This is a genomic window from Streptomyces sp. NPDC043176 (assembly GCF_056436715.1).
Genome location: NZ_JBWKCA010000042.1, coordinates 22,906 through 39,708 on the forward strand (window position 1 = coordinate 22,906; position 16,803 = coordinate 39,708).

13 protein-coding genes are annotated in these 16,803 nt (G+C 71.8%); 6 read left to right on the forward strand and 7 right to left on the reverse strand.

From position 1 onward, the window contains the following. Positions 1-5: 5 nt before the first annotated feature. Complete coding sequence (locus AC067A_RS36345) at positions 6-1,892, reverse strand: N-acetylmuramoyl-L-alanine amidase (RefSeq protein ID WP_479247718.1); 1,887 nt, start codon at positions 1,890-1,892, stop codon at positions 6-8. A 136-nt stretch (positions 1,893-2,028) separates the two neighbouring features. Here AC067A_RS36345 and AC067A_RS36350 point away from each other — a divergent pair, with 136 nt between their 5' ends. The 4 genes from AC067A_RS36350 to AC067A_RS36365 all read left to right on the forward strand — a co-directional run bounded on the left by AC067A_RS36350 (position 2,029) and on the right by AC067A_RS36365 (position 8,046). Continuing rightward, complete coding sequence (locus AC067A_RS36350) at positions 2,029-2,781, forward strand: TIGR03089 family protein (RefSeq protein ID WP_479247719.1); 753 nt, start codon at positions 2,029-2,031, stop codon at positions 2,779-2,781. Between the two features lie 263 nt (positions 2,782-3,044). Continuing rightward, positions 3,045-4,250, forward strand: a complete 1,206-nt coding sequence (locus AC067A_RS36355; RefSeq protein WP_479247721.1) for an LCP family protein — start codon at positions 3,045-3,047, stop codon at positions 4,248-4,250. A gap of 257 nt (positions 4,251-4,507) precedes the next feature. Beyond that, positions 4,508-6,226 carry an LCP family protein gene (locus tag AC067A_RS36360; protein ID WP_479247723.1) on the forward strand — a complete coding sequence of 573 codons (1,719 nt, stop codon included), beginning with the start codon at positions 4,508-4,510 and terminating at the stop codon, positions 6,224-6,226. Between the two features lie 50 nt (positions 6,227-6,276). Continuing rightward, complete coding sequence (locus AC067A_RS36365) at positions 6,277-8,046, forward strand: LCP family protein (RefSeq protein ID WP_479247725.1); 1,770 nt, start codon at positions 6,277-6,279, stop codon at positions 8,044-8,046. A gap of 72 nt (positions 8,047-8,118) precedes the next feature. Here the strand turns inward: AC067A_RS36365 and AC067A_RS36370 are convergent, their stop codons facing one another. Next, complete coding sequence (locus tag AC067A_RS36370) at positions 8,119-9,156, reverse strand: glycosyltransferase family 2 protein (RefSeq protein ID WP_479247727.1); 1,038 nt, start codon at positions 9,154-9,156, stop codon at positions 8,119-8,121. A 126-nt stretch (positions 9,157-9,282) separates the two neighbouring features. Between AC067A_RS36370 and AC067A_RS36375 the strand changes: the two genes are divergently transcribed. Then, on the forward strand, positions 9,283-10,749 hold the full coding sequence (locus AC067A_RS36375; RefSeq protein WP_479247729.1) for an LCP family protein: 1,467 nt from the start codon (positions 9,283-9,285) through the stop codon (positions 10,747-10,749). A gap of 153 nt (positions 10,750-10,902) precedes the next feature. On the opposite strand, the gene AC067A_RS36380 is transcribed toward AC067A_RS36375, so the two are convergent. After that, the gene (locus AC067A_RS36380; protein WP_479247731.1) at positions 10,903-11,448 is read right to left on the reverse strand and encodes an acyl-CoA thioesterase; all 546 of its coding nucleotides are present in this window, start codon (positions 11,446-11,448) and stop codon (positions 10,903-10,905) included. Positions 11,449-11,578: 130 nt separating this feature from the next. Here AC067A_RS36380 and AC067A_RS36385 point away from each other — a divergent pair, with 130 nt between their 5' ends. Next, a complete protein-coding gene (locus tag AC067A_RS36385) occupies positions 11,579-12,868 on the forward strand; it encodes an LCP family protein (RefSeq protein ID WP_479247732.1) in 1,290 nt (429 codons plus the stop codon). A gap of 91 nt (positions 12,869-12,959) precedes the next feature. Here the strand turns inward: AC067A_RS36385 and AC067A_RS36390 are convergent, their stop codons facing one another. From AC067A_RS36390 to AC067A_RS36405, 4 genes are all read right to left on the reverse strand, one after another. Beyond that, a complete protein-coding gene (locus AC067A_RS36390) occupies positions 12,960-14,552 on the reverse strand; it encodes a hypothetical protein (protein WP_479247734.1) in 1,593 nt (530 codons plus the stop codon). Next, complete coding sequence (locus AC067A_RS36395) at positions 14,549-15,361, reverse strand: polyprenol monophosphomannose synthase (protein WP_479247735.1); 813 nt, start codon at positions 15,359-15,361, stop codon at positions 14,549-14,551. Before AC067A_RS36395 ends, AC067A_RS36390 begins: the two co-directional genes overlap by 4 nt. Before the next feature lie 136 nt (positions 15,362-15,497). Further along, on the reverse strand, positions 15,498-16,580 hold the full coding sequence (gene manB, locus AC067A_RS36400; protein WP_479247737.1) for a mannose-1-phosphate guanylyltransferase: 1,083 nt from the start codon (positions 16,578-16,580) through the stop codon (positions 15,498-15,500). Between the two features lie 128 nt (positions 16,581-16,708). Next, positions 16,709-16,803 (reverse strand): acyl-CoA dehydrogenase family protein (locus tag AC067A_RS36405; protein ID WP_132919430.1); only part of this gene is annotated, 95 nt, incomplete at its 5' end.

Genomic DNA, 16,803 nt, shown 5'->3' on the forward strand with positions numbered 1-16,803 from the left:
GGGGGTCAGCGGCGGCCCTGGTATTGGGCGGAGGTGGTGCGGGTGGTGGGGAGTTTGTTGTAGAGGCGGACGCCGGGGCATTCGGTGGCGAAGCCGTCACGGTGACCGGCGATGGCGTTGAAGCGGACGGTCTTGCCCTTGCGGTAGCGGTTGCCGCCGCCGGAGACGAGGTAGGCGGATCCCTTGGGGTTGACGCCGTGCAGGCCGAGCTTCCAGGCGGTGAGGCGGGCGACGGCGGTGACGGCGGCGGCCGGGGGCGCGCTGCGGCTGTAGGTGCCGAGGACGGCGATGCCCATGCTGTTGCTGTTGAAACCGAGGGTGTGGGCGCCGAGGACCGGCTTGGCGACGCCGCCCGCACGGCCTTCGTAGATGTTGCCGCACTTGTCCACGGCGAAGTTGTAGCCGAAGTCGCGCCAGCCGCTGCTCTTGACGTGGTAGCGGTAGATGCTGCGCAGGACGGAGGGGGCCTGGCGGCAGCTGTAGTTGTTGCCGGTGGCGCTGTGGTGGACGAACGCGGCCTTGATGGTCTTCGTGTAGACGAAGCCCTTCTCGCGGAGCCGCTCGTCGGCCCCCCAGCCCTTGCGGGTGATGATCTTGGGGCGGGGGCCGATGTACGGCTTGGCGGCGGCGTTCGCGGCGGGAGCGTGCCCGAGGGGCCTGGGCGGTGCCTGCCGGATCGTGAGCTCCGTCTTCTCCTTCGACAGGGCCGGAATCCAGGTCGCGCCGAACGCCGCCAGCTGGGAGTTGACCCCGCTGGCCGCCGCCTCCGCCGCGCTCAGGCCGGCCAGGACCGCGGGCAGGCCGGGCGCGGTGGGTACCCCGGGGGCGGCAGCTGCGGCGGGCACGCCGGGTGCGGCGGGTGCCGCGGGTACGGCGGGTGCCGCGGCTGCGCGGTTCCGAGGGGCTCCGGACGCGGCAGAAGCCTCGGACGCGGCCGGGTCCCCAGGGGTGGCGGGAGTCCCGGAGGCCGCCGCGGGAGCCTCGGGCACGGCGGCGTTCTCGGAGGAGACGGGGGGCTCGGAGGAGACGGGGAGCTCGGTCGCCGGGTCCTCACCGGGGTCGACGAGTTCGAGGCGGAGGCCGGTGGGGAGTGGTTCCTCCCCGTGGACGCGGATCTCGACGCCGTCGGAGTCGCCCACCCACAGGGGTGCCGTGGAGCCCCGGAGCGTCCGGGTGGCGCCCTCCGCGGTGTCCGGGTCGGCTCCGTGTTCCTCGTTGTGCGTCTCCACGTCCTGCCAGGCCGACCAGTCGGAGCCGCCGGTGGCGCGGGTGCGGACCTGCACGGTGCCGTGGAGCGGGGCGGCCGGGTCGTCCCAGACGACGCCGACGAGGGAGAAGGGCCTGACGTCACGTCGGGTGAGGCCCTGCTCGCCGGCCCCGTCCCCGAGGGCGCGCGTGGAGCCGGCCAGCGGCTCGAGCGGCAGGGACTGGGTGGAACCCGGCAGTTCGGGCGCCGGCGGAAGGGCGCCGGCCGCCGGTGGCGCGGCGATCGGCTTCGACGGCGGCTCGGCGGCCGAGCCTCCGGCCCCCGGTGGCGCGGCCTGGGACGTCGGCGGCAGCTCGGGGACCGGGGCGCCGGCCGCCGGTGGCGCGGCCTGGGTCGTCGAGGGCAGCCGGCCGGCCGAGCCTCCGGCCGCCGGCGGCGGGGCGAGCTTCGACGGCGGCTCGCCGGTCGGGGCTTCGGCCGGGTGCGGCGCCGACCGGGGGGAGGTCGGGGGCGGGGCGGAGAGGGGTTGTGGCAGTGCCGGGGTCGTCGACGGGAGCGCGGCGACCGCCTGGGGCAGCCCGAGGGCCGAGGGCACCGCGGCCGCGGCGGGGGCGGCGAGGGAGACCGGCAGGGCGAGGGCCGCCGCGCAGGTGACGGCGATCGAGGAGGCGAGTGAGGCACGCATGGGCCGATCGTGCGTATCGCGGGGCCGTTCCGCGCGCCGGGAATCCGCCCACAAACTGACGGGCCGTCGGGCCGACCGGTGGACGGCGTCACCGGTACGGCGGACCGCGCGCACCCGTCCGCGTACGCTGTCCGGCGTGAACGCCAGCGACCGCACCCCCGCCGACCTGCTGCGATCCGCGCTCGCCGCGGACCCGGCCCGCCCCTTGATCACTTTCTACGACGACGCCACCGGTGAGCGCGTGGAATTGTCCGTCGCCACCTTCGCCAATTGGGTGGCCAAGACGGCGAACCTGCTCCAGGGCGAACTGTCCGCCGCGCCCGGCGACCGGCTCGCGCTGCTGCTGCCGGCGCACTGGCAGACGGCCGTCTGGCTGCTGGCCTGCTCCTCCGTCGGGGTGACCGTGGAGATCGGCGGCGATCCCGCGGACGCCGACCTGGTGGTGGCGGGTCCCGACACCCTGGAGGCGGGTCTCGCCTGCTCCGGGGAGCGGATCGCGCTCTCCCTGGCTCCGCTGGGCCGCCGGTTCCCCGCCGCGCCCGCCGGGTACGCGGACTACGCCGTCGAGGTGCCGAGCCAGGGCGACCGTTTCGCCCCGTTCGCACCGGTCGATCCGGACGCTCCGGCCCTCGTCGTCGACGGTACGGAACGCAGCGGCGCGCAGCTCGTCGAGCAGGCCCGCGCGGACGCGGCGGCCCTCGGTCTCACCACCGGCTCCCGGCTGCTCTCCGGTCTCGGCCACGACGACTGGCGGGGGCTGTCGGCAGGGCTGTACGCCCCGCTCGCGGCCGGCGGTTCGGTCGTGCTGTGCCGGAACCTGGACCGGCTGGGCGCCGAGGGCCTGGAGAAGCGCGTGGAGAGCGAGCGCGTGACGCACACCGCGTCCTGAGGGCGGCGCACGAGGCACACCGGCCCCCCGCCGGCTCCCGCCCCACCCGGGCGGAGGTCCGCCACCCGAGTCGGCGGGAGCGCCGGTTCACTCGGTCGGACCAGTACCGCGCCGAGTCCCCGGGTCCGTACGCCGAGTCCGGTACATGATCGGCCAGGGGGGTTCGCCCCCTTCCGCAGAACCATGCGTCGGGCTCGGTCGTCTCCTTCCGTGATCGGGGGCCGCCCGTCGCGCCGCCGACGCCATGAAGGACGGACCCAGACGTGACGGACCGTGCAGGCACGCCCGCCGAACCGGACCCGGCGGCAGCGGAGGAACAGGGGGCGCCCGGCGCCCCGGAGGAGCCGCGGCGCAAGCGCCACTGGCTGCGGTGGACGGCCCTCGGCGTCTCGGTCGTCGTGCTGGCGGCGGCCGGTGCCGGCTGGTGGTTCTACCGGAAGCTCGACGGCAACATCACCACCGACACCACGGCCGCCGACGAGCTGCGGCGGTACGAGAAGGAGCGCCCGCCCGCGGGCACCTCGACGGCCCGGAACATCCTGCTCATCGGCTCGGACACCCGGGCCGGCGAGGGGAACCGGAAGTACGGCCGGGACAAGGGCACCCAGCGCTCCGACACGACGATCCTGCTGCACCTGTCGGCGGGGAACGCGAGCGCGACCGCCGTCTCCCTCCCCCGCGACCTGATGGTGACGATCCCGAGCTGCCGCAAGCCCGACGGGACCCGGACCCGCGAGCAGTTCGCGCAGTTCAACTGGGCCTTCGAGTTCGGCGGTACGGCGTGCACGATCCGTACGGTCGAGAAGCTGACCGGGATCCGGGTGGACCACCACATGGTGATCGACTTCCGGGGCTTCAAGAAGATGGTGGACGCCGTGGACGGGGTGGAGATCTGCCTCAAGGAACCGGTGAACGACGCCGACGCCCACCTGAAGCTGCCCGCGGGGCGCCAGACGCTCCACGGCGAGCAGGCGCTCGGCTTCGTACGGGCGCGGAAGTCGATCGGCAACGGCAGTGACACCGAACGCATGGACCGCCAGCAGCAGTTCCTCGGCGCGCTCGTCAACAAGGTGCAGAGCGACGGGGTGCTGCTCAACCCGACCAGGCTGTACCCGGTCCTGGACGCGGCGACCAAGGCGATCACCACGGACCCGGGGCTCGACTCGCTGCGGGACCTGTACGACCTGGCGCGCGCGATGCGGTCCGTACCGACCGAGAAGGTCCAGTTCCTCACGGTGCCGCGGCGGGCGTACTCGTACGACGCGAACCGGGACGAACTGGTGCAACCCGCGGCGAGTCAACTCTTCAAGCAGCTGCGGGAGGACCAGCCCGTCGTGGTGGCGCCGAGCACCGAGGACGACGACCGGAAGCCCGACGCGGACGGGAAGCCCGACGACACGGACACCCAGGCGCCGTCACCCACCCCCACCTTCACCGGGCGGAACGCGGCGGAAGCGGTGTGCGCGTAGCGGGGAGCCGACGGGGTGGCGGGTAAAGGGCGGCCCAAGGGGAGGGTGGGCTGCGATGAGGTTTGGGCGCATTGTCCAGTTGTAAGCGGCGTGGAATTTGTCACGGACGTCGCCCCGCGCTGAACTGGGCGGATAGTGTGGCGCGATCCGGTGCACCCCGACCGCGTGGTCGCACTCACCAAGGATCGAACGACCGAGAGAGCGGCGCCCTGTGGGGGAGGCGCCCCGCGTGGCACCGACGGAGGACTCGAGTAACCGTGGACGCGCACAGCCGTGGACGGGCGGACGAGATCGACCCCGCCGACCAGTGGGTTCTCAACCCGCAGACGGGCAACTACGAACTGCGACTGGACCGCTCCGCTGGGCAGCCGCAGGCGCCTTCCCGCCCCCGCAGAACCTCCTCCGCCGCCCCGGCGCCCGCGCCGGCCGAGGCACCCGTTCCCGGCCAGCGCCGCCGCCGCGCCCCCGAACCGACCGGCACCGGCCAGATCCCGCCCCAGAGCCGCCGCAAGCGCAAGCAGGGCGTGTCCCGCAAGAAGAAGGTCCTGCTGTGGACCGGCGGGACGATGGCGTTCGTCCTGGTGGGCGGCGCGAGCTGGGCGTACATGCTCTACAAGGACCTCGACGACAACATCCACGTCGTCGACCCCGTCGGCGCCCAGAGCGCGGGCTTCCGCGAGGGCGCGGCCTTCAACGTCCTGATCATCGGCACCGACAAGCGGACGGGCGAGGGCAACGGCGGCTACGGCGACAAGAACAGTCCCGGCCACGCGGACACCACGATCCTCTTCCACGTCGCCAAGGACCGGACGAACGCCACGGCGCTGTCCATCCCGCGCGACCTGATGACGAAGATCCCCGAGTGCCAGTCGAAGCAGCCCGACGGGACGATCCTGACCATCCCCGGCCAGCAGCAGGCCCGCTTCAACGTGAGCCTGGGCCAGGACGGCCGCGACCCCGGCTGCACCATGCGCACGGTCAAGGAACTGACCGGCCTGACCGTCGACCACTTCATGATGGTCGACTTCAACGCCGTGAAGGAGCTGACCACGGCCGTCGGCGGCGTGAAGGTCTGCGTCGAGAAGCCGGTGAACGACAAGAAGTCGCACCTCAAGCTCCCGGCCGGCGAATCGACGATCGCGGGCGAGCAGGCGCTCGCCTTCGTCCGCACCCGCTCCAGCTTCGGCAACAAGAGCGACCTGGACCGGATCAAGATCCAGCAGCAGTTCCTGAGCTCGATGATCCGGCAGATGAAGTCGGACGAGACGCTCACCAGCCCGTCGAAGCTGTACGACCTCGCCCAGGCCGCGACGAACGCGCTCACCGTCGACAAGGGCATAGGGTCCCTCGGCAAGCTGCAGGACCTGGCCAAGGAGCTCTCGGGGATCGACACGAAGAACATCGCGTTCACGACGATCCCCGTCATCGACAACCCGGACGAGCCCACCCCGGTCACCGTGGTGCCGCATCCGACGCAGGCTCGGCAGCTGTTCGCGATGCTCCAGTCCGACACCTCGCTCACCGAGGTGAAGAAGCAGCAGCAGGACGCCAAGAACGCCCAGACGGCCGCGGAGGCGGCGCTCCTCAAGGGCGCGCGGTCCACGGCCTCCGAGGTGCGCGTCGACGTCTACAACGGCAGCGGTGTCCGCGGCGCGGCCCAGTCGACGATCAGCTGGCTGCAGAACGAGCAGGGAGTGAGCCGCTCCACCAACAGGAGCAACGCCCCCGAGAAGGCGGCGAAGACCACGCTCACCTACGCACCGAACCAGGCAGACCAGGCCCGCAAACTCGCGGACATGATGGGTCTGCCCGCCTCGGCTCTCAAGCCGGGCACACAGGACGCCGGGGTACGCGAGCCCATGACGCTCGTCCTCGGGGCCGACTTCAAGGGCGCGGGGGTGCCCGTCACCGGACCGGCAAAGGCGCCGAAGGATCTGGAGAAGGTAGCAGCTGACAAGCAGGTGTGTGCCAAATGACCCGGAAAAACCGGGACTTGGCACACTCCTGACTGACGAGGGGACCTGGGGTGGGACACAACAGCGTGCGTGGGGAGGGAACGCGGAAACGCGTTCCGCGCGCCCGTGAACTGGGCTGGGACGACGATCTGTACGGCGCCGGCGAGGCGACCGGCGCGGGTCGCGAGTCTTCCGACGAGGAGTCCGCGGAGGCCGACGCGCCCGCGCCGGGCCGGGCCACGCGCCGGCGCGGCGAGGGAACGGCCGGCGGCAAGGGGGGCGCGGAGGGACGTGCCGCGGCGCGGCGGCGCGCCAAGAAGACCGGCAAGCGCAAGGTGCTGCGCTGGACGGCGATCACCCTGTCGTTGCTAATACTCGGCACGGCCGGCGCCGGATACCTGTACTACGAGCACCTGAACGGCAACATCCGCGGCGGGGCGCGGGCGGGCGGCGACAGCGGCGTGAAGAAGGCCTCGCCGAACGCGCTGGGCGACACCCCGCTGAACATCCTGCTGATCGGCTCCGACAGCCGCGCGGACGCGAAGAACGTGGCGCTGGGCGGCGGGAAGAACCTCCGCCAGAACAAGCCGCTGGCCGACGTGCAGATGCTGCTGCACCTCTCCGCGGACCGCAAGAACGCCTCGGTGGTCTCCATTCCGCGCGACACGGTCGTGCCCATCCCCGAGTGCCGGAGCGACGACGGCCGCGAGACCTTCCCCGCCACCACCGACCAGCCCATCAACGAGACGCTGGGCCGCGGCGGCCCGGGCTGCACCCTCACCACCTGGGAGAGCCTCACCGGGGTCTACATCGACCACTGGATCGTGGTCGACTTCGCCGGTGTCGTGGCCATGGCCGACGAGGTCGGCGGTGTTCCGGTCTGCGTGAAGCCCACCGGCGTCAGCGACCACCCGACGCGGCTGCAGCCCGGCGGCTCCGGTCTGAAGCTGCCGGCGGGGACGCACGAGGTGAAGGGTGAGCAGGCGCTCCAGTGGCTGCGCACCCGGCACGCCTTCGGCAGTGACCAGATGCGGGCCAAGGCCCAGCACATGTACATGAACGGCATGGTCGAGAAGCTCCAGAAGCAGAACGCCTGGACCGACACCGGCCGGCTCATGAGCCTGGCCGAGACCGCCACCACGGCGCTGCAGGTCTCCGACGAGATCAGGTCGGTCAAGGGGCTCTTCGACCTGTCGATGCAGCTCAAGAACGTGAAGCTGGACCGCCTCACCACGGCGAACATCCCCACGGCCGAGTGGTCCCAGGACAGGAACAAGAACGTCCTCGTCAAGGCGTCGGCCGAGAAGATGTTCGCGATGCTCCGCGACGACGTCGCCTTCGACAAGAACGGCAACCCGGCCGACGCGAAGCCGAAGCCGACCGCCCCTGCCAAGCCGAAGGCCACCGCGGAGTCGCCCGGCACGCTCGGCGTGACGGTCGTGAACGGCACCGGCAGTGACGCCGAGCCGGCCGCCGAGGGCCGGGCCCGGACCATCGCCGAGCTCCTCCAGGGGAAGGGCTTCACGCGAGCCGAGTCCTCCCAGCAGGGCGGGAACCGCGCGGACACGGTGGTCACCTACCCCAAGGCCGACGCCGACCAGGGCAAGGCGAACGCCCTGTCCGTGGCCAAGGCGCTCGGTCTGCCCGACTCGGCCGTCCGGGCCGACGCGAAGGCCGAGAGCATCACGCTCGTCGTCGGCGCCGACTGGCGCGAGGGCACGGTCTACAAGAAGCCGGCCGCCGAGGCCGGTGACATCCCGGACGGCGCGGAGGTCCTCCGGGGCGACGACAAGGGCTGCATGTACATCTATCCGCCCTACCAGTGGAACGGGAAGAGCTGACCCGCTCCGCCGCGTCACGCGCGACGGCCGGGCCCCCTCACGGGGGCCCGGCCGTCGCGCGTGTACGAGAGGTCAGACCGACTCGGTCTCGCCCGTCCTCACCGCCGGGCGGCGGCTCGCGATGACCTTCTTCGCGAGGGAGCGGGGGCTGGTGAGGAAGCCGTAGCCCCAGGACATGTGCATGGTGGCGAGGGCCACCGGGATCCGGAGGCGGGCCTTGAGGGGCAGGCCCTTGCCCGCCGGGACGGAGCCGGCCGTGATGGCGGCGAGGTAGCCGGCCGGGATCACGAAGCCGAGCGGGGTGAGGGTGGCGCCCACGACGACGCCCGCGGCGATGGCGCAGACGGCGGCCGGCGGGGCCAGGTAGCGGAGGTTGATGGAGCCCTGGTGGTAGCGGGCCACCACGTGGCGCCAGCGGCCGTAGTCCTTGTACTGCTTGGCGAGGGCCTTCACGGAGGGCCGCGGGCGGTACTGGACGCGGAGCTCGGGCGAGAACCAGATCAGGCCGCCGGCCTCGCGGATGCGGAAGTTCAGCTCCCAGTCCTGGGCGCGGATGAACTCGACGTTGTAGCCGCCCTGCTGTTCGAGGGCCTCGCGCCGGAAGACGCCCAGGTACACGGTCTCGGCGGGGCCCGCCTCGCCGCCCGTGTGGAAGGCGGCGTTGCCGACGCCGATCTTCGAGGTCATCGCGGCGGCGACCGCGTCCTCCCAGGCGTTCTCGCCCTCGGCGTGCATCACGCCGCCGACGTTCTGCGCGCCGGTCTCCTCCAGGAGCCGGACGGCGGTGGCGATGTAGTTCGGGGAGAGCATGCCGTGGCCGTCGACGCGCACCACGATCGGGTGACGGGAGGCCTGGATCGCCGCGTTGAGGGCGGCGGGGGTACGACCGGTGGGGTTGGGCACCGTGTGGACGCGGCGCTTGTCCGAGGCGGTCTCGCGGACGAGCTCGGCGGCGATCTCGTCCGTGCGGTCCGTGGACGGGCCGAGGGCGATCACCACCTCCATCTCGCCGTCGTACTCCTGCTCCAGGATGTGACGAACGGAGGTGCGCAGGTACCGCTCCTCGTTGAGGACCGGCATGATCACGGAGACGGGGGGCGTGGCGTTCATTGCCCGCCACGTTACCGCGAATGGGGGACAGCGGTGCGCGCCGAGCGGCCCGGGGCACCTGGCGCTGATCGTATGGGCCTACGGTGCTCACGGTTCCCCTTGTCACACCCGCGGAGGTGTCCGTCCGTGCCCACACCGCCCCGCACGCCCCGTCGCCGGCCCGTCGCCCGCCCCGTACCGGTCCGCCGGCGGCGCAGGCGCCCCCGGTGGGGGATGCGGATGGCGACGGCGCTGTCCGTGGCGGTCCTCGCCGCGGGGGGCATCGGGCACGCCGTGGTGACCGGTCTGGACACCGGGATCACCCGGGTCGACCCGTTCAAGGACATGAAGAACCGGCCGCAGGCCGGGCACGGGATGAACGTGCTGGTCGTCGGCACCGACGGCCGCGACCGGATCACCCCCGAGGAGAAGGCGAAGTACCGGCTGGGCGGCGCGCCCTGCCACTGCACCGACACGGTGATGCTCGTCCACATCTCCGAGGACCGGGAACGGGCCAGCGTGGTCAGCCTGCCCCGTGACTCGTACGCCGAGATGCCCGAGCACACCGACCTGAACAGCGGCAGGAAGCACCGCGCCCACCCGGTGAAGCTGAACGCGGCCTACGCGGAGGGCGGGCCCGCGCTGACCGTGCGGACCGTCGAGTCGATGACGGGCGTCAAGATCGACCACTATCTGGAGGTCGACTTCACCAGCTTCATGAAGACCGTCGACGCCGTCGGCGGCGTGCAGGTCTGTACGACCCGGGCGGTCAGGGACTCGTACACCGGGCTCGACCTCGCGGCCGGCACCCACGAGCTCGACGGCGGGCAGGCCCTCCAGTACGTCCGCTCCCGGCACATCGACGGCGCCGCCGACATCGGGCGCATGCAGCGCCAGCAGCGGTTCCTGGCGGCGCTCATCGAACGGACCACCAGCGGCGGGGTGCTGCTCAACCCGGTGCGGTTCCGCGAGGTCGCCACGACGATGCTGAGCTCCGTACGGGCCGACGAGGACTTCGGTACGGATCAGCTGCTCGCCCTCGCGAAGGCGATGCACGGCTTCACCCCGGCCTCCTCGGAGTTCGTGTCCGTGCCGATCGGGGACATGAGCTTCCCGGTGAAGGGGATCGGGTCGACGGTGAAGTGGGACGCGGCCAAGGCCCAGAAGCTCTTCCAGGCGCTCCGGGACGACCGGCCGCTCGCCCCGCAGAAGGCCGCGACCTCCTCGAAGGCCCCGAAGGCCGTCGTCGTGGACGTGCCGCCGCGCACCATCCGCGTCCAGGTCTACAACGGGACGCGGACGGACGGGCTCGGCCGCAAGGTCGACGACGCGCTGCGGGCCAGTGGCTTCGACACCACCCGCACCCCGATGACGGGGACCGGCCAGGAACAGGCCCGCACGGTCGTGGAGTACGACCCCCGCTGGGACCGCTCGGCGAAGTCCCTGGCCGCGGCGCTGCCGGGGGCGGAGCTGCGGGCGGTGGCGGGGAGGGGCGGGACGCTGCGGGTGACGGTGGGCGGGAACTACCGGGGGGTCACGGGGGTCCGGGCGGAGGACCCGGCGCGGGGTGGGCCCTTCGAGGCGGTGACGGGGGACCAGGTCGTCTGTCCGTAGCCGTTACGGGCTCGGGCTGGGCCTCGGGCGCGGGCTGGGCCTCGGGCCCGGGCTCGGCCTCGGGCGGGGCGCCTGGGCCCGGCAGGGGCGCCGTTTCCGTCGTGCCCACCCGTTCCGTCCTGCGGAACGGGTGCCCACGACGGGGGCGGCGGGCTAGTCCTCGTAGCCTTCGGCGGCTCGGCGTTCGCGGAGGGCCTTGATGGCCTGGCGGCGGGCGAGGCGGTGGGTGCGGCGGATCTGGGCTTCCTGGTTGCGGCGCTTGTCCTGCTCGGTCTCGGGGACGACCTGGGGGACGCGGCGGGGCCTGCCGTCGGCGTCGACGGCGGCGAAGACGAGGTAGGCGGAGCCGACCTGGGTGGCGGGCGTGGACTCGTTCCAGCGCTCGGCCAGGACGCGGACGCCGACCTCCATGGAGGACCGGCCGGTCCAGTTGACCTGGGCCTTCACATGGAGGAGGTCACCGACGCGGACGGGCTCCAGGAAGACCATCTCGTCCATGGAGGCGGTGACGGCGGGACCGCCCGAGTGCCGGCCCGCGACGGCGCCGGCGGCGTCGTCGACCAGCTTCATGATCACGCCGCCGTGCACCGTGCCGAGGAGGTTGGTGTCGTGACTGGTCATGATGTGGCTGAGGGTGGTGCGGGAGGCGGAGGTCGGCTTGCCCGGGATGTCGTCCGGGATATCGCCCTGGTCTGTCATGCCCTCCACCATATGCCGGGTCCCGTCGCGGTCGTCGTTCGGTCCGGTTTGCATCAGCTTGGCAACAGCAGCGGTCCGATCTTCTACCCGGGCTGTCGCCCGGAAAGCCCTGCCCGGCACACTGGTCCGTATGAATGACTGGCCTGAAGACGGCGGGTACGGCCGCGGTAACGCGAACTCCCAGCCCGAGGGACCCCGCCGGATGAGCCATGTGCAGCGCCCGCAGGCGCCGCAGCAGCAGCCCCGCTACGACCAGGGGCAGGGTCACGGCCAAGGGCAGGGCCAGGGCTACAACCCGAACTACACGCAGGCGCGTAACGAGGGTTACGACTCCGGCTACAGCACGGGCCAGGTCTACGGCGGCTCCCCGGGCGCGGCCCAGGGCGGCGGCCGCGGCACGCCGCCGCCGTACACCCCCCAGGGGCCCGGGCGGCCCGCGCCGGACTGGCGCAAGCGCGCCAAGGTGGGCTCGATCGTGCTGGTCGTCGGCGTCCTCGCCTGGGGCGTCGGCACCTACGCGTGGGCGAGCTCACAGATGCGCAACGAGGTCGACCTCTCCAAGGTCGTCGAGCGGCCCGAGGAGGGCGACTGCACGACGTACCTGATCGTCGGCTCCGACAGCCGCGAGGGCATGTCGGCCGAGGAGAAGAAGAAGCTGCACACCGGCTCCGCCGAGGGCAAGCGGACCGACTCGATGATGATCCTCGCGGCCTGCTCCAGCGGGAACACGATGGTCTCGCTGCCCCGTGACTCCTGGGTGACGATCCCGAACTTCGTCGGCTCCGAGTCCGGCAAGGCCTACCCGGCGCGCGGCGGCTCCAAGCTGAACGCGGCGTACGCGATGGACGGCCCCGAACTGCTGGTGCGGACCGTCGAGTTCAACACCGGGCTGCGCATCGACCACTACGCGGAGATCGGCTTCGCCGGCTTCGCCAACATCGTGGACGCGCTCGGCGGCGTCGAGCTGAACATCGACAAGGGCTTCAAGGACAAGAAGTCCGGCGCCGACTTCCAGGCCGGCGAGCAGACCCTCAACGGCGAGCAGGCGCTGGCGTTCGTCCGGACCCGGTACGCGTTCGCCGACTCGGACCTCCAGCGGACGAAGAACCAGCAGAAGTTCCTCTCCGCCCTGGCCAACCAGGCGGCGACGCCGGGCACGATCCTCAACCCGTTCGCCCTGTACCCGACGCTCGGCGCCGGTCTGGACACGCTGATCGTGGACAAGGACATGTCGCTGTACGACCTCGGGAAGATGTTCTTCGCGATGAAGGGCGTCAACAGCGGCGACGGCAAGTCGATGAACATCCCGATCGCGGGCAGGGCGCCGCAGAACTCCCTGAAGTGGGACATGCCGAAGGTGAAGCAGCTGGTCGAGCAGATCAAGAACGACGAGAAGGTCACGGTGACGGGGAACCGCTGACGGGCGGAGGACCGGCACACGCGAAGGCGCCCCCCACGAGTGATCGCGGGGGGCGCCTTCGCGTGTCCGGTGCGTGGCGTCCGGTGGTCCGTCAGCCGACGACCCGGTAGAGGGTCTGGCCGTTGGGGCCGGTCTCCACCTTGCGGAGCGCCGGGTCGTCCTGCGGGAGCCCGGGCTGGTCCTTCCACTGGAGGACCCACTTCACGTCGTACTCGTGGAGGAGTTCGAGCCTCTCCTCGCGGGAGGTGCCCTCGGTGAAGTACCGCTTCGTGTCGGCGACGCGCTGGTCCTCGTCCGGCAGGAAGAAGTCCGGGTAGGGGACCGTCACCGTGTAGAAGCCGAAGGCGGGCAGCTTCTGGGCCGCCTTCCAGTCGGTCATGAAGACGTCGCCGTACTTGGCGTGCTCCGCGACCCAGTGGTACGTGCGCGGCGGCTGCCAGGTGCCCTCGGTGATCGTGGTGGACAGGGCGTCCTGGCGGAGGATGAAGCCGAGGCCGGAGCGCTGACCCCAGAGGCCCATGGCCAGGGCCACGGCGAGGGCGGTGCCGAAGAGCGCCTTGACGAGCTTGCGGCCCGTCTCGGCGGCGGCGATCGCGGCGGCGATCTGCGCGGGGATGACGACGGCCGGCAGCACGCGGCCGTACGACCACTTGTCGAGGAACCAGCCGGCCGTGACCATCGCGAGCGCGACGAGGAACCACAGGACCAGCGGGTCCCGACGGTCGCGGGCGAAGCGCATGCCGAGGGCGACGACGCCCACGACCATGACGAGCCCGTAGACCGGGAAGAGGTTGTTGTAGAGGACCTTGTGGATGTCCTCGAGCCCGCCGATGCCGAAGAGCGAGAAGAACGAGTAGTACGGCCACAGGGCCAGCACCGCGAGGCCGGCGACGACCGCGCCGGTCAGCTTGAACCAGGTCTCCCTGACGGGCCACGGGCGGGCGCCGCCGAGGACGCCGATCGCGCCGAGCGTGATCACGACACCGGAGAACTGGTGACTGAGCATCAGGACGGCCCACAGCACGCCCAGGCCCAGGTACGACTGCCAGCCGGTGGCCGAGCCGCGCCGCAGCGCGAGCCGGAGCAGGGCCAGGAAGTGCATGCCGAGCGCGAGCGTGAAGACGCTCGGGTACGCCATGATCAGGCCGAGCGAGCCGAAGCCGAGGAAGCCGCTCCAGGCGAAGCCCTTGGTGCCCCACAGGAACAGCACGCAGAGGACCGCGAGCGGCGGTGCGACGCGCCGGTCGGTGAAGGTCCTCGTGAGGAACCAGACGCCCGTGAAGAGCAGGACGAGGCTCAGGACGGCCGCGAGGCGCAGGATGTGGAAGGTGTCGAGGTTCGTCGCCTTGGCGACGAGGCTCAGGAAGACCATCCACGGCGAGTAGTACGGGCTGTCCGTGGCGGAGTCCACCATCGGGTTGCCCGGGTGGATCAGGTCGTGGCGCAGCCGCTGGACGGTGGCGGCGTGCACGCCGAGGTCACCGGTCCAGGGCAGGCGTATCACCATGAAGACGAACGCGGTCACGACCAGGAGGAGCGCGCCGTGCACCGCCGCGAGCACCCGGCTCTCGGAGAAGAGCCGGGTGCGCCACGAGGACCCCTCGGGGGACGGGTGGGCCGGCCTGTCGGCCGTTGCCCGCGCCACGTCCCCCGAGGAGTCCCTGCGTATGGAGGAGACGCTCACTTACGGCCCCGGGAGCGCACACGCAGCTTCCACGGCATCGCGATGGACTCCAGCTGCACGGCCAGGTTCATCTTGGACTCGCCCACGGTGCGGTCCTCGAAGTGGATCGGCACCTCCATGACCTGGAAGCCCTTGCGGAGCGCGGCGTACTTCATCTCGACCTGGAAGCTGTAGCCGGCGCTGCCGACGGAGCCGAGGTCGATGGCGCGGAGCGCGTCGGCGCTCCACAGGTTGAAGCCGCCCGTGATGTCGCGCACACGGGTGCCGAGGATGGTGCTGGCGTAGGCGTTGGCCCAGCGGGAGAGGAGCTTGCGGTGGGCGCCCCAGGCGTCGGAGAGGGTGCCGCCGGGGACGTACCGGCTGCCGACGACCAGGCCGGCGCCGGTGGAGAGGGCGACGCCGAGCATCTCGGCGATCTTGCCCTCGGGGTGGGAGCCGTCGGCGTCCATCTGCAGGACGTAGCGCGCGCCGTCCTCGACGGCCTTGCTCATGCCGGCGGCGTAGGCGCGGCCGAGGCCGTCCTTCGCGGTGCGGTGCATGACCGACATGCGCGGGGTGCCGTCCTCGGCGTGGAACTTCTGGGCGAGCTCCTCGGCTATCCGGCCGGTGCCGTCCGGGGAGGAGTCGTCGACGATGAGCAGCCGCAGGCCGGGTATGTCGAGATCCATGAGCAGTTCGGCCATGCGCGGCACGTTTCCGGCCTCGTTGTACGTGGGCATGACCACGGTCAACGGGGTCACGCCCCACGACTCGGGGAGAGCGCCCGCACGGCCGGTCGCGACGTCATCCGCACCGGGGTTCTGGTACACACCTGTCACTGGATTGCTGCCTCACTGACGACTGAAAGGTTGGAGATCCGGTGGAGCGGACCTGAGGGCCCCTCCGGGCCCGGGGGACGCCTCCGGATCCGACGGATCCGGGGGCGGGTGAAGACTCAGGGCCGGGTCAGCGGTCCGAGGAGAAGCGGAGCGCGGCGTCGGGCAGCTCTGCCTCGCACCACACACGCGCACCGGCGCGCACTTCGTTGTCCGCGCCGACCCGTGCCCCGTCACCGACGACCGAGCCGTCGACGACGGTGCGCTCACCGATGACCGAGTGGGCGCCGATGAGGCTGGCGCTCACCTGGGCACCGGCCCGGACGGTCGCGCCGTCGAGCACGATGGAGCCCTGGACGACGGCGCCGGCCTCGATCCGCGCACCGGCTCCTACCACGGTACCGTCCCCGAGTTTCGCACCGGGATCCACCTGGGCCCCGGGGAGCACCAGGGACTCGCCGCGGGGGCCGGGCACGGCCGGGGAGGCGACGACGCCGCGCACCAGGTCGGCGGAGGCCTGGACGAAGGACTCGGGCTTGCCGAGGTCCAGCCAGTACGTGTCCTCGGTCTTGCCGTACAGCTTGGCGCCGGAGGCCAGCAGGCCGGGGAAGGTCTCGCGCTCGACGGAGACGGGGCGGCCCTCGGGGATGGCGTCGATCACAGAGCGGCGGAAGACGTAGCAGCCGGCGTTGATCTGGTCGGTGACGATCTCCTCGGGCGTCTGCGGCTTCTCCGTGAAGGCCAGCACGCGGCTCTCGGCGTCGGTGGGGACCAGGCCGAAGGCGCGGGGGTCGGAGACGCGCACCAGGTGGAGGGAGACGTCGGCCTCGGCGGCCTGGTGGGATTCGACGAGGCCGCGGATGTCGAGGCCGGTGAGGATGTCGCCGTTGAAGACGAGGACGGGCTCGTCGGGGCCGCTGGTGAGGCGGCGGGCGGCGTTGCGGATGGCGCCGCCGGTGCCGAGCGGCTCGTCCTCGATGACGTATTCCAGGTGGACGCCGAACGCGGAGCCGTCGCCGAAGTACGGCTCGAAGACCTCGGCGAGGTAGCAGGTCGCCATGACGATGTGGGTCACACCCGCGTCGGCGGCCCTGGCTATCTGGTGGGCCAGGAAGGGGACTCCCGCGGCTGGAACCATCGGCTTGGGGGTGTTGACCGTGACGGGTCGCAGGCGCGTCCCCTGTCCGCCGACCAGCAGCACCGCTTCCGTCATTGTCTTCCCTAACACGATCGGGTGTACGAAGCGCTAAATCTAGCCCAATCGCGCGTCCGTGCGGACCGGAGGCGAGCACGGATGACCGCCTCCGGCGACACTTCTGTTCGTGTTGCCGCGCCCGGTGATTACGGGAGGTTGCGGGCCATCACGATGCGCTGAACCTGGTTGGTTCCCTCGTAGATCTGGGTGATCTTGGCGTCGCGCATCATGCGCTCCACGG